The sequence below is a fragment of the Mesorhizobium sp. M7A.F.Ca.CA.001.08.2.1 genome, assembly GCF_003998455.1.
Classification (GTDB): Bacteria; Pseudomonadota; Alphaproteobacteria; order Rhizobiales; family Rhizobiaceae; genus Mesorhizobium; species Mesorhizobium ciceri.
Genome location: NZ_RZPW01000098.1, coordinates 1 through 12,244, shown reverse-complemented (window position 1 = coordinate 12,244; position 12,244 = coordinate 1). Strand labels below are relative to the sequence as shown.

15 protein-coding genes are annotated in these 12,244 nt (G+C 62.5%); 11 read left to right on the top strand and 4 right to left on the bottom strand.

Annotation, left to right across the window (positions count from 1 at the left end):
• From EN914_RS08775 to EN914_RS08755, 5 genes are all read left to right on the top strand, one after another.
• Window positions 1–963, top strand: a 963-nt coding sequence (locus EN914_RS08775; RefSeq protein ID WP_127389049.1) for a sugar ABC transporter substrate-binding protein, incomplete at its 5' end; no start/stop codon positions are given.
• A 79-nt stretch (window positions 964–1,042) separates the two neighbouring features.
• The gene (locus EN914_RS08770; RefSeq protein WP_127389048.1) at window positions 1,043–2,590 is read left to right on the top strand and encodes a sugar ABC transporter ATP-binding protein; all 1,548 of its coding nucleotides are present in this window, start codon (window positions 1,043–1,045) and stop codon (window positions 2,588–2,590) included.
• Window positions 2,587–3,567, top strand: coding sequence for an ABC transporter permease (locus tag EN914_RS08765; RefSeq protein ID WP_024501533.1), 981 nt, complete (start codon window positions 2,587–2,589; stop codon window positions 3,565–3,567). The genes EN914_RS08770 and EN914_RS08765 overlap by 4 nt, the downstream gene beginning before the upstream one ends.
• Window positions 3,564–4,550: an ABC transporter permease gene (locus tag EN914_RS08760; RefSeq protein ID WP_013530866.1), complete on the top strand. Its 987-nt coding sequence runs from the start codon at window positions 3,564–3,566 to the stop codon at window positions 4,548–4,550. The genes EN914_RS08765 and EN914_RS08760 overlap by 4 nt, the downstream gene beginning before the upstream one ends.
• A gap of 2 nt (window positions 4,551–4,552) precedes the next feature.
• A complete protein-coding gene (locus EN914_RS08755; RefSeq protein WP_024501532.1) occupies window positions 4,553–5,098 on the top strand; it encodes a gluconokinase in 546 nt (181 codons plus the stop codon).
• Here EN914_RS08755 and EN914_RS08750 read toward each other — a convergent pair.
• Together EN914_RS08750 and EN914_RS08745 are read right to left on the bottom strand one after the other, a co-directional pair.
• Window positions 5,093–6,244, bottom strand: coding sequence for a hypothetical protein (locus EN914_RS08750; protein WP_024501531.1), 1,152 nt, complete (start codon window positions 6,242–6,244; stop codon window positions 5,093–5,095). The two genes, EN914_RS08755 and EN914_RS08750, sit on opposite strands and share 6 nt — an antisense overlap.
• A 164-nt stretch (window positions 6,245–6,408) precedes the next feature.
• Window positions 6,409–7,359, bottom strand: a complete 951-nt coding sequence (locus EN914_RS08745; RefSeq protein ID WP_224675547.1) for a LysR family transcriptional regulator — start codon at window positions 7,357–7,359, stop codon at window positions 6,409–6,411.
• A gap of 73 nt (window positions 7,360–7,432) precedes the next feature.
• Between EN914_RS08745 and EN914_RS08740 the strand changes: the two genes are divergently transcribed.
• Together EN914_RS08740 and EN914_RS08735 are read left to right on the top strand one after the other, a co-directional pair.
• A complete protein-coding gene (locus tag EN914_RS08740) occupies window positions 7,433–7,855 on the top strand; it encodes a DoxX family protein (protein WP_024501529.1) in 423 nt (140 codons plus the stop codon).
• Between the two features lie 42 nt (window positions 7,856–7,897).
• The gene (locus EN914_RS08735) at window positions 7,898–8,767 is read left to right on the top strand and encodes an NmrA family NAD(P)-binding protein (protein ID WP_127389047.1); all 870 of its coding nucleotides are present in this window, start codon (window positions 7,898–7,900) and stop codon (window positions 8,765–8,767) included.
• 114 nt (window positions 8,768–8,881) lie between these two features.
• Here EN914_RS08735 and EN914_RS08730 read toward each other — a convergent pair whose 3' ends face one another.
• A complete protein-coding gene (locus EN914_RS08730) occupies window positions 8,882–9,331 on the bottom strand; it encodes an Rrf2 family transcriptional regulator (protein ID WP_013530871.1) in 450 nt (149 codons plus the stop codon).
• Between the two features lie 256 nt (window positions 9,332–9,587).
• On the bottom strand, window positions 9,588–10,574 hold the full coding sequence (locus EN914_RS08725; RefSeq protein ID WP_013530872.1) for a sulfate ABC transporter substrate-binding protein: 987 nt from the start codon (window positions 10,572–10,574) through the stop codon (window positions 9,588–9,590).
• Window positions 10,575–10,826: 252 nt separating this feature from the next.
• Here EN914_RS08725 and EN914_RS08720 point away from each other — a divergent pair, with 252 nt between their 5' ends.
• From EN914_RS08720 to EN914_RS08705, 4 genes are all read left to right on the top strand, one after another.
• The gene (locus tag EN914_RS08720) at window positions 10,827–11,108 is read left to right on the top strand and encodes a DUF1778 domain-containing protein (protein ID WP_024501527.1); all 282 of its coding nucleotides are present in this window, start codon (window positions 10,827–10,829) and stop codon (window positions 11,106–11,108) included.
• On the top strand, window positions 11,108–11,593 hold the full coding sequence (locus EN914_RS08715) for a GNAT family N-acetyltransferase (protein WP_024501526.1): 486 nt from the start codon (window positions 11,108–11,110) through the stop codon (window positions 11,591–11,593). The genes EN914_RS08720 and EN914_RS08715 overlap by 1 nt, the downstream gene beginning before the upstream one ends.
• 102 nt (window positions 11,594–11,695) lie before the next feature.
• Complete coding sequence (locus EN914_RS08710; protein ID WP_024501525.1) at window positions 11,696–11,968, top strand: AbrB/MazE/SpoVT family DNA-binding domain-containing protein; 273 nt, start codon at window positions 11,696–11,698, stop codon at window positions 11,966–11,968.
• On the top strand, window positions 11,969–12,244 hold a 276-nt coding region (locus EN914_RS08705; RefSeq protein ID WP_164778690.1), incomplete at its 3' end, for a PIN domain-containing protein.

Sequence of the window (12,244 nt, the reverse complement as noted above, 5' to 3'; positions counted from 1 at the left end):
GACGGGCCGTTCCGCATCGCCTTCGCCAATGGCTATATCGCCAACACCTGGCGCATCCAGATGGTGCAGACGGCCAAGGCCTACGCCGCGCAACCTGAAGTCAAAGCCAAGATCAAGGAATTCAAGGTCGTCTCGACGGGCGAGGACGTGCCGGCACAGATCTCGGCGATCAATAATTTCATCGATTCCGGCTATGACGCCATCGTCACCGACGCCCAGAACCCGACGGCCTTCGGTCCGGTCATCAAGCGTGCCAAGGAAGCGGGCATCGTGCTGGTCGCCTTCGACAACATTCTCGACACCAAGGACGCCATCAACGTCAATGTCGATCAGAAGGGTCTTGGCGAATTGTGGGCCAAGTGGCTGGTCGGCAAGATACCGAACGGCGGCAAGATCCTGGAAGTGCGCGGCGTCGCCGGCACCTCCGTCGACACGGATCGTCACAACGGCATCCACGAGGTCTTCGATGCGTCCGGCAAGAAGTGGGACGTGACCGAAGTCGCCGGCAAATGGGATGACGGTGTGGCGCAGAAGGTGACTGCGGATGCGATCGCCACCAACGGTCCGTTCGACGGCATCACCGGGCAGGGCGGCGACACCGGCATCGTGCAGGCGATGATCGACGCCAGGCATCCGTTCGTGCCGTTTGGCGGCGAGACCGAGAACGGCTTCCGCAAGTTCTGCGCCGCGCATTCAGCCGACGGGCTGAAGTGCTCGTCCGCGGGCTCGGGCCCGGCTCAGGTCGCTGTCGCCATCAAGACAGCGATCGCCGCACTCGAAGGCGAAGTCGTGCCACAAGAGGTGAAGCTGCCGCTGGCGATCGCCGAAGACCCGAACATGAAGGAAGGCACGGATTACTTCCCCAAGGAATCCGACAATTTCTTCGTCGGCAATTCCTTCCCGACCTGCGGCATTAATTTCAGCGCCCAGGAAATCATGGGTCAGACCAAGGAAAACCAGTAAATCATCGCTGGCTGTCACCTGGCGCCGCGGCTTGAGCCGCGGCGTTTGTCTCAATTCCACAATCGCCCTGGGAGGGCCGATGGACGGTGCGGCTCCGCTCTTTCGTATGGAAGGCATATCCAAGCGCTATGGCGGTGTACGCGCGCTGGAAAAGGCCGAGCTTGTTGTCGAAGCCGGCAGCATCCACGCCATTCTCGGCGAAAACGGCGCCGGCAAGTCGACGCTGATCAAGGTCATGGCAGGTGTCGTGGCGCCCGATGAGGGCCGCATGACGCTGGACGGGCGCGAGGCGACCTTCGCTTCTCCGGGTGCCGCCAACAAGGCCGGCATCGTCTGCATCTTCCAGGAACTGTCGCTGGTCCCCGAGCTAAGCGTTGCCGACAACATCGTCATTTCCGACCCGCCCAAACGCTTCGGCATGATCGACCGCAAGGCGCAACGCCGCATCGCCGAAGAAGCACTTGCTCGTGCCGGCGCCGCCGACATCCACCCGCTGGCGCTGGTCAAGGACCTGCCATTGTCGCGCCGGCAGATGGTCGAGATCGCCAAGGCATTGGCACGCAAGCCGCGCATCCTCATCCTCGACGAGGCGACCTCCGCGCTGACTGCCGCGGATGTCTCGAAGATCTTCGCGGTGCTGAAGCGGCTGCGCGCGGAAGGGCTGGCGCTGCTTTACATCTCGCACCGCATGAACGAGATCGCCGAACTGGCGGACCAGTGCACGGTGTTCCGCAACGGCCGCAATGTCGCCAGCTATCCAGCCGGCTCGAAGAGTGACAATGAGGTGGTCGAACTGATGATCGGCCGCGAATACAGCCATATCTTTCCGCCCAAGCCGACGGCCGTGCCTGCCGCCGCCGCCCCTAGGCTCGAGGCCCGCAAGCTCTCATGGGCCGACCGGCTGCACGACATCTCGCTGACCGTCAGGGCAGGTGAGGTGGTCGGCCTTGGCGGCCTCGACGGCCAGGGCCAGCGCGAATTGCTGCTCGCCTTCTTCGGCGTGCTGCGCGGCCTCAGCGGCCAGATCCTGATCGACGGCAAGCCTGTGTCGATCACCAGTCCATCCGTTGCGCGCGACGACGGCATCGGCATGGCGCTCATTCCCGAGGACCGCAAGACCGAAGGGCTGATGCTGCCGATGACGGTGCGCGAGAACCTGTCCTTCGCCGCGCTCGACCGGCTGTCGAAAGCCGGCATCATCGACCGTGCCGCCGAGCAGCGGCTGATCGACGACATGGTCGGCCTTTTGGCGATCAAGACGGCGGGCCTCGACATTCCGGTCGGCGCGCTTTCGGGCGGCAACCAGCAGAAGGTGGTCATCGCCAAATGGCTGATGCGCCAGCCGCGCATCATCCTGCTCAACGATCCGACGCGCGGCATCGACGTCGGCACCAAGCAGGAGCTGTACCAGCTGAGGCGCAAACTGGCCGACGCGGGTGCTGCGATCCTGTTCTACTCGACCGACTATGACGAGCTGATCGGCTGCTGCGACCGTGTGCTGGTGCTCTACGACGGAGCGGTCAAGCGCGAGCTGGTCGGCGCCGAGATCACCGAGCGGGCGCTGATATCAAGCGCGCTCAACATCCATGGCGAGGACAGCCCGGTGGGCCTGGGAGTGGGCGCATGAAGGATTGGCGTTACTGGCTGGCCGAGCAGCGCGGAACGCTGCTGGCGTTCGGCATCTTCATCGTCATGTTCGCCATCTACACCTCGAACCATCCGGCCGGCTTCACCGCCAATGTGGTGCAGACGGCGGCCAACAAGGGCGTGCTGCTCGCCTTCGTCGCCATGGCGCAGACGCTGGTGGTGATCACCGCCGGCATCGACCTGTCCGTCGGCATGATTTTTCTCCTCACCAACTGCCTGGCTTCGTGGCTGGTGGTGGGAACGCCGATGCAGACGACGCTCGGCGTCATCGCCGTGCTGGCGGTGGGACTGCTGTGCGGCGCCATCAACGGCGCCATCGTCATCTATGGCCGGCTGCAGCCGATTGTCGCCACCATTGCCACAGGCGCCGTCTATTACGGCATCGGCCTGTTGCTGCGGCCATTTCCGGGCGGCTCGGTCAATGAGGACCTGGCCGATGCGCTGACCGGCCGTGTGTTCGGCGTGGTGCCGGCAAGTCTCGTCGTGCTGCTGGCCATCGTGCTGGTGATCTGGGTGCCGTTCAGCCGCTCGGTGCTTGGCCGCGCCGCCTACGCGGCAGGCTCATCGGAGACGGCGGCCTACATGTCGGGTGTGCCGATCCGGCGCGGCAAGTTCGCCGCCTACACGCTGGCCGGCCTGCTGGCGGCGATCGGCGGACTGTTCCTGACCTTCTTCACCTATACGGGTGAGGCGGCCTATGCCAGCGGCAACTCCTACACGCTGTTTTCGATCGCCGCCGTGGTGCTCGGCGGCGTCTCGCTGTTCGGCGGCAAGGGCAGCGCCATCGGCGCCATCTTCGGCGCACTGGCTTTCCGCACGATCGGCGACCTGTTGTTCGTCTTCGATTTCGATCCGCTCTGGCAGCCGCTGTTCCAGGGCGTTATCCTGCTGGTCGCCGTCAGCCTCGGCGCCTTCGCCCTGTTTCGGGTCCGCAACCGGCTGGAGTGGTTCCTGTGAGCGAAACGACGCTTGGCGGCATTGCCGGCCGCATGCCAAGATTCATCCGCCGCGCCGATCCGGCGGTGCTGACGGCCTTTGCCTGCATCGTGCTTTTGCTGTTCTTCGGCAGCCTCTATTCCAGAAGCTTCCTGTCGCCTGAATATCTCCTGCAGCAGCTCAAGGTGGCTTCATTCCTCGGCGTCATCGCGACAGGCATGATGCTGGTCATCCTGCTCGGCCAGATCGACCTGTCGGTGCCGTGGGCGGTGGCGGCGGGCGCCATGATGGCCTGCGCCGCGGCGGCGTACGGCCCGGTCGGCGTGGCGTTGGCCATCCCGTTCGGCATCATCTGCGGCATGCTGATCGGCGTCGTCAACGGCATCGGCGTCGCCTATCTGCGCATCCCCTCGATGATCATCACATTGGCCACCAACGCTGTCGCGCAGGGGCTGATGGTGGTCTACACCGGCGGCTTCTCGCCGCAGGATTCGGCGACGGGCGCGATGCGCTACCTGGCGACCGGCTTCGCCATTCCGGGCGTGCCCAACGCCGTCATCATCTGGGCGCTGATCGGGGCCGCGATGGTGTTCGTGCTGACGCGGACCGGCTTCGGCCGCACCGTCTACGGCATCGGCAACCGCGAGCGCGCGGCCTATCTCTCCGGCATCGACACAAGGCGCGTGGTGATGATCGCCTTCGCCGTCTCCGGTGGGCTCTCGGCTTTCGGCGGCGTGCTTCTGGCCGGCTATGCCTCCAAGGCGGCGCAGTCGATGGGCGACGCTTATCTGCTGCCGTCGATCGCCGCGGTGGTGCTTGGCGGCACCTCGATCCTGGGTGGGCGCGGCTCCTATCTCGGCACTGTCGCCGGTGTCATCCTCATCACGTTGCTGCAATCCATCTTGTCGGTCATGCAGATGCCGGAGGCGGGGCGGCAGATCATCTACGGTGTCGTCATCGTCGCCATGCTGCTGCTCTACGGCCGCGCGCCGGCAAGCCGCTGACAGTGGACGAAGCGGCAGCACAGGCGCCGACGAGCGCCCCCGGCTCGGTGCCGGCCATCGTGGTTATGGGCGTCGCCGGCTGCGGCAAGTCGGCGGTGGGCGTTGGGCTTGCCGCCGCTCTGGGCGTTACCTTTATCGAGGGCGACAGGCTGCATCCTCCGGAAAACGTCGCACGCATGGCAAGCGGCGAGCCGCTTACCGATCAGCTGCGCGAAGGCTGGCTCAACGCGATCGGCGAGCGCATCGCCGCGTCGGTGGGGCAGGGCAACGGCGTGGTCGCCGCCTGCTCGGCGCTGAAGCGCAGCTACCGCGACCGGCTGAGCGGCTTCTGCCCGGAAATCGTCTTCCTCTATCTGGAGATCGACCCTGGTACGGCCAGGCAGCGCGTCGGCAGCCGCAAGGGCCACTTCATGCCGGCGAGCCTGGTCGACAGCCAGTTCGCCATCCTCGAGCCGCCGGCTGCGGATGAGCGCGCCTCGAAACTCAATGCCACACACCCGGTCGGTGAGCTCGTCGCCGCCGCGGTCCGCCTGATACGCCGGTCATGAGCCTTCATCCATTCCGATGCCGATGCTGTCCGAGACCTCGGTCAGCCGCTGCCGGCGGGACCACGTCAGCATCTGCTCGGGGTAGAGCTTCAGCGCTTCCAGCAGGCGGTCGCGCTTGAGCAGGATGTAGTGCGCCTGCACAGTCATGTTCTTGGCGCCATCCCTGGCCATGTCCGTTGCCGGGCTGACAGATGCCTCCGGCGTCAGCTCGGGGCTGAGCACGGCCCGGTATTCGATGAAGGGAACCACTTCGAAGGTCGACATGGCAAACAGGGCTGTCCTGCCCCTGGCGGCAAAATTCGCCGGCGCCGAGGCGAGATGCGTCCAGCCGCTTTCGCCCATGGCTGCCTCGGTGAAGGTCGTGCCGGCATGGACGGTGTTGGTCATCGTCACCACGCCATTCTGCTTCAGGATCTTCTGGATGCGGATGGTGACCTGATAGGCGTCGTCACGATCAAAGGCGACCCGGCTTTTCAGGAACCGGTTCTCGACATCGATCAGCGGCGGATTGAGGAAACGCAAGCCGAACGCCGATTCGGAAATACCGTGGGTGTTGACGCTCACCTGATGCGCTTCGATACCGGCCTCGTACAGCGCGCGCTTGCCGATGATGGTCTGGGCGGTGAACTGATCGCACCAGAGGATGGCGCCGTGGCCGCGCTGCAAGGCCGACCGCAGCCCCGCCAGCCCTTCCAGCCGGATCGTCGGCGACCAGCGGCCGGCCACCAGATGAGCGGCGAGCTGCAAGCGGCGGCGGTGGCGCGCTGCCAGCAATCCCTCGAACAGCTTGCGTGCATCGATACCATCGCCCAGCACCGCGAGCGTGGCGGCAGCGTAGGCCGGGAATTCCTTGCGCATATGGCGCTTGAGGCGAAACCTCGATACGCGGCCGCAGATCGGCGCCCACCATCGCACCGGCAGTGCCGCCGCCACCACGAGATAGAAGATAGACAGCAGGCCTTCGCGAAGATCCTTGTTGGAAAAGCGGCGAAGCCGGCCAGGGCGAACCAGCTTGCGGCTGAAGAAGCGTACATCCTCCGCCCGTTCCGGGACGAAGACGTCTGCGATGATTTCAGTGCGGAAACTGGCTGCCGATGGCAGCTTGCGGGCGGCCTTGCGGGATTTTTCTAACCACCACAGCCTCATCGGTCCAGCCCGTTCTTCGAACCCCGCTTTACTGCGTCGGCTTGGGCCGTGCAAGGTCATGTCCGCGCTCAAGACTTCTGCAGATTTCGCTTGCCCTAGACTTGAGACAAGCGCGCCGCTTACGAAGTGTTGATTTCGAGGGCCGGACGAAGATAGTCGTATCGCTATTCCATATATGGCGTCAGCACATCTTCGATCCATTTCATGAACGCGCGGACCCGGCGCGATAGATTGCTCCGATGTGCGACGACGAGGGACACGGCGAGCGGCCGGCGACGAAAATCGGGTAGGATCTCGACAAGCGCTCCACTCTCCAAGTATCGGCCAATGCCCAAGAGTGGCGCCTGGATCAGGCCGAGGCCGGCGAGGGCCGCTGCTTCGTAGGTCTGTGCGCTGTTGACGTGTAGCGCACCTGGCAACTGAAGCGTCGCGTAGCTGTCGCCGTCCGGATATTCCCATCCATAGGGTCGCGCGCCCAGCAGCGTCGAAAAATGAATTGCCCTATGTTCCTGACGCTGGAGATCTTCCAGCGATCGAGGCACGCCATGGCGCGCCAGATAGGCGGGACTGGCTGCGTTGGCCATGCGCAACAGGCCCAACGGGCGGGCAATCAGGGTCTCGTCGCGAATGGGTCCAAGCCGCAATACACAATCGAACCCCTCTTGAACCAGATCGACTTGCCGATCCGTACTCGACACCTCCAGCTCCAACTCGGGGTGAGCCGCCATGAAATCCGGCAAAGCCGGTACGATCGTTGTGCGCGCCACTTCGGTCGGAAGGTCGACCCGCAAACGGCCGCGAAGTGCCACGCGGTCGCCTGCGAACATCGAGTGCAGATCATCGACTTCAGCAAGCAGATCGCGGGCGCGGGCATGAAATGCGCGTCCGTCCTCCGTCAACCGCACGCTGCGCGTCGTCCGGTGCAGAAGCCTGACACCCACATCTTCTTCCAGCTTGCGGACCGCCGTTGAGGCTCTCCCCTTTTGGATGCCCAGGCTATCGGCCGCGCGGGTGAAGCTCCCCATTTCCGCGACCGTTGTGAAAATGAGGATGGGTTCGAGATTCTGCATTTTCGTGCCTCGGATTGTTCCCCAAAAAGAGAACAGTTGGTTCATTTTCTCGGCATTTATCACATTTGAGAGGCACAGTAAGCTTCGAATATGGGATCTCCCCATCGGAGAATGACAAGTGTCCGAAACTGTGAACCTGCATCAGACACCGGAAATTATGACCTTGCATCGCGCCCTGTGGGCCGGCCGGATCATGAGCGCGTTTGTCGTCATCGCCCTGACGGCAGATGGCACTGTTCAGCTTTTCGCGCCGGCACAGATCGCCAGCATGTTGCAGGAAACCGGGTTTGCGATGGACCTGACCCGTGTCGTGGGTCCGATCATCCTCGCCTGCGCCATCCTCTACGCCATCCCGGTCACCGCCGTCCTCGGCGCGATCCTAGTGACGGGCTTTTTGGGAGGTGCCATCTGCGCCCATCTTCGCATCGGTGAGTTGGGGTCGCCGCCGGAAATCATCTCCCTGTTTCTGGGCGCGATGACCTGGGGCGGCCTCTATCTCCGCGATCCCCGTATCCGGGCCATTCTGCCGCTCATCCATTGAACCAACAGGGGCAGCTCTGTCCCGCGACATCAGGAGAAACACATGTTCCTAGTAATGGGAATCACGGGAAAAGTTGGCGGCGCAACGGCAGAGCATCTGCTGGCGCACGGCAAGGAGGTACGCGCGCTCGTCCGCAATCGCGACAAGGCGGCCAATTGGGCGAACCAGGGCGTGGAACTGGTAGACGGCGATTGGAATGATTCGGCAGCCATCGAGCGAGCCCTCAAAGGCGTCGAAGGCGCATTCGTCATGTTGCCCCCTGTCTGGGCGCCGTCGCCCGATTACAAAGAAGCGAGGAGCGTGATTGCTAGCCATGTCGAGGCTCTGACCAAGGCAGCGCCGCCGCGAGTGGTCGCGCTTTCGTCGATGGGTGCGAACAGAACAAGCGGGCACGGGGTGATCGCGGCCTTGTCGCTTCTGGAGCAAGGGTTTCGCGGCCTGACATCGCCAACCGCATTTGTGCGCGCGGGGGGATTCTTCGAAAATTTCCTCTACGGCTTGCAGGTCGCGCAGGGCGGAATGCTACCGGTCTACTACAATCCGACAAACCGGAAATCGACCATGGTTGCGACGAACGACATCGGCGCACAGGTCGCAACCCTTTTGACCGGGTCGACGTGGTCAGGGCAACGCATCGTCGAGATCGGTTCGATGGTCACCGCGGATGAAGTCGCCGAGCAGTTGGGTGAAGTCCTGAATCTCGCCGTGAAGGCCTTTGCAATTCCGCGTGCGGGGTGGGCGGAAGCGTTCGAGCAATTCGGCATCCCGAAGGGTCACTCCGGACCTGCCGAAGAAATGTTCGAGGCCGTGAATGCGGGATGGATGGACCTCGGTGTGGCGGGTACGGAGCACGTAGCGGGTACGACGTCCGCACGCGCTGTATTCGAGGCTGCGTCTAATGTGAACGGATAGGCCAAAACTGCATGAGGTTCTCCGTGATTTCGAGCTTCGCAACCCGAGATTCGGAGAACCTCTCCTTCAATGCAGGAATCTCTATCTGAACGCGACCGGCTTGAAGTCGGTGGTTTAGATCTGCGACGTCAGCTCGACCGGGAAATCGTCATTGTCGGCATCGCGCATGGCGGCGAGGCTGCGATTATCCAGCACTTCGGCGATTGCCTGCCGCACCTCCAGCATCATGTGGCGGACCTGGCAGGTCGCCTCGTCGCAATCCTCGCAGCGTTGATACTGCGTGCGGCTGGCGCAAGGGATCGGCGCCAGCGGCCCGTCAAGCACGCGCACGACATGGCCGATCTTGATTTCGGAGGCCGGCCGGGCAAGGCGGTAGCCGCCTTCCTTGCCTTTGCGGCTCTGGACGAAGCCGGCATTGCGCAACTCGCCCAGAATGGCATCGAGGAATTTCTTCGGGATGTTGTTGGCCACAGCGATGTCATTGACGAAGGCCAATTGGCCGGCCGGCAGGCCAGACAGATGCACGAGGGCCTTGAGGCCGTATTTGCCTTTTTTTGTCAGCATGCCCAGATCAACCCATAAAAGCCCCAACCACTCGCATCTGGCGACTGTTTGTGTGCAAATAATGACGTCTTCGCCGCGCGATGATGTTTCGCGAAACAGCCACCAAATTGCACGTTAGGCATAAACGCGTTGATTCTTTGTAACGTTTTGCACTGAGAACGCGGATATTCCGCTGATAACCAGGTTATCGGCGTTCAAAAACGAAAAAAGCCGGCAGCGCGCCGGCTTTTTCGTCTGCTGTGCAGGTATCGCTGCCTCAGCGGCTGCCGTAGGTCTGGTCGAGCAGGCCGCCGGCGGCGAAATGCTCTTTCTGCACCTTGTCCCAGCCGCCGAAAACGTCTTCCACCGTCAGCAGCCGGACATCGGGGAAATCGGCCTTGTATTTCGCCGCCACAGCGGCGTCGCGGGCTCTGAGGCCGTTGCGGGCGGCGATGTCCTGGCCCTCCGGTGTGTAGAGGAAGTCGAGATAGGTCTTGGCCAGATCGCGCGTGCCGTGATCGTCGGCAACCTTGTCGACGATGGCGACCGGGAATTCGGCCAGCAGGCTGACCGAAGGCGTAACCTGCTCGAACTTGTCGTCGCCATACTCCTTGCGGATGCCGCGCGTCTCCGACTCGAAGGTGATCAGCACATCACCGATCTCGCGCTGCACGAAGGTGGTGGTCGCGGCGCGGCCGCCGGTGTCGAAGATCGGCACGTTGTTGAACAGCTTGGTGATGAACTCTTTCACCTTGGCGTCATCGCCCTTGAAGGCTTCCTTGGCGTAGGCGGTGGCCGCCAGATAGGTGTAGCGCGCATTGCCGGATGTTTTCGGGTTTGGGAAGATCACCTGCACGTCGTCGCGCACGAGATCGTTCCAGTCCTTGATGTGCTTGGGGTTGCCCGCGCGGACAAGGAACGAAGGCAGAGAATAGAAGGGCGAGGCATTGTCAGGGAAATCCTTCTGCCAGTCGGCCGAGACGAGGCCCTTCTTGACCAGGAAGTCGATGTCGATGACCTGGTTGAAGGTAACAACGTCGGCGCCAAGGCCCTCGGCGATGGCGCGTGCCTGCGCCGAAGTGCCGGCATGCGACTGGTCGACGGTGACGCCCGGATGCTGGGCGATGAAAGCCTTGTTGACCTGCACGAACAGTTCGCGGCCTACATCATAGGATGCGTTGAGCAGTTTGTCGGCCGACCAGGCTTGGGAGGATGCAAGGAACAGGCCGGCGACGGTGGCAAGCCCGAGGAAAAATCGTTTCATGAAAACAGGCTCCGATGCAATGCGTTATGATCGGACCATAGCCGGGGTGCGTGGTGTGCGACGAGGCATGGGTCCGAGGATCAATGCATCGCTTCTAGAAAACCTATCCCCGGAATAGAAGGTTCGTAGTTTTTTCTTTCAAGTGCGACTTCGCCTCGGTGGACGCCGATCGTTCCAATTCGTTTGACTGTTCCGAAAAAAGATACACATTGTGTATGCAGGTGTGCTACGGGAGCGACAAGGAGCGCTGCCATGACAAAGGCCACACCCGAGACCCACGCCAAGCCTGTCAATCTGCGCATCCGAGAGGATGTGCGCATATTGATCGACCGTGCTGCGAAAATACGCGGGAAGACCCGTTCCGACTTTATGATCGATGCTGCATATCGTGCGGCCGAGGACACGCTGCTCGACCAGGCACTGATCAAGGTGGATCCCGAGAGCTATCGGCACTATCTCGACATCCTCGATGAGACGCCAAGCGGTGAAGGTTTTGCACGCCTTATGAACGTGCCCAGGCCGTGGCAGGGATGATACTATCGGCGCCCGCGCCTCTGGCCGAAAACCACGATCTCGACCTTTTTCAAAGCGGGACGGAAAGTCTCGACCAATGGCTTCGCCTGAGGGCGCGAGCCAACCAGGTCAGCGGCGCGTCGCGTACCTATGTGGTGGCGGAAGACGCGCGGGTTGTCGGTTATTACTGCCTCTCTTCGGGCGGGCTTGATCTGGCGCAGGCACCCGGCGCCATTCGTCGCAACATGCCTGATCCCATTCCGATGGTCGTGCTCGGGCGTCTTGCCGTCGACGCGGGCTGGCAAGGCAAGGGGCTGGGTGCCGCGCTGCTGCAAGACGCCGTTCGGCGCGCCGCTCACGCCGCGACGATCCTCGGGATTCGCGGCATTTTCGTTCATGCCATATCGGACGAAGCGAAAGCCTTTTACGAACACTATGGCTTTGCGGCTTCGCCCAAAAACCCGATGACCTTGGTGCTGTCGCTGAAAGGCGTGATGAAAGGATAGCCGTGTCGCTCGGAGCGTGAAGAGAGCCGACCGAGCTTTCCCGGACCTTGCATCGTGGTGTCGTTTGGCATATACAAATGGCATATACAAAAGAGCTGCAACATGCCCCAGAACCGTCATTCAACAACGCCGCCCAAGGAGGCGAAGCTGTTTCGCAACAACCGAAGCCAGGCGGTGCGCATTCCTGTCGAGTTCGAGCTTCCCGGCGAAAAAGTCCTGATCAGCCGGGAAGGCGATCGTCTTGTCATCGAGCCGGTTCGCAAACATGGCCTTACCGCGCTGCTCGCCCAATGGGCGAAAGAGCCGCCGCTCGATCCTGAAGACGACCTCCCCGAGATCGACGACACGCCAGTCAAATCCGAGGACATTTTCTAGATGCGGTTCATGCTGGATACGAACATTATCAGCGACATGATCCGAAACCCGGCTGGCAAGGCCGCGAGGGCAATGTCGCGCGAGGGAGATGACGCGGTTTGCACCAGCATCGTGGTCGCCTCGGAATTGCGATATGGCTGCGCCAGGAAGGGATCGGCCAAGCTGCTCAAGAAGGTTGAAGACTTGCTGGCCGAGATTCCTGTCTTGCCGCTCGATGTGCCGGTGGATGCCGAGTATGGCGGACTTCGCGCCGAGCTTGAAGCCGCCGGCCAGACC

Coding starts and splice junctions, on each gene's coding strand:
- EN914_RS08770 (WP_127389048.1), top strand. CDS start 1,043: ATGGACGGTGCGGCTCCGCTCTTTCGTATGGAAGGCATATCCAAGCGC.
- EN914_RS08765 (WP_024501533.1), top strand. CDS start 2,587: ATGAAGGATTGGCGTTACTGGCTGGCCGAGCAGCGCGGAACGCTGCTG.
- EN914_RS08750 (WP_024501531.1), bottom strand. CDS start 6,244: ATGAGGCTGTGGTGGTTAGAAAAATCCCGCAAGGCCGCCCGCAAGCTG.
- EN914_RS08745 (WP_224675547.1), bottom strand. CDS start 7,359: ATGAACCAACTGTTCTCTTTTTGGGGAACAATCCGAGGCACGAAAATG.
- EN914_RS08735 (WP_127389047.1), top strand. CDS start 7,898: ATGTTCCTAGTAATGGGAATCACGGGAAAAGTTGGCGGCGCAACGGCA.
- EN914_RS08730 (WP_013530871.1), bottom strand. CDS start 9,331: ATGCTGACAAAAAAAGGCAAATACGGCCTCAAGGCCCTCGTGCATCTG.
- EN914_RS08725 (WP_013530872.1), bottom strand. CDS start 10,574: ATGAAACGATTTTTCCTCGGGCTTGCCACCGTCGCCGGCCTGTTCCTT.
- EN914_RS08720 (WP_024501527.1), top strand. CDS start 10,827: ATGACAAAGGCCACACCCGAGACCCACGCCAAGCCTGTCAATCTGCGC.
- EN914_RS08710 (WP_024501525.1), top strand. CDS start 11,696: ATGCCCCAGAACCGTCATTCAACAACGCCGCCCAAGGAGGCGAAGCTG.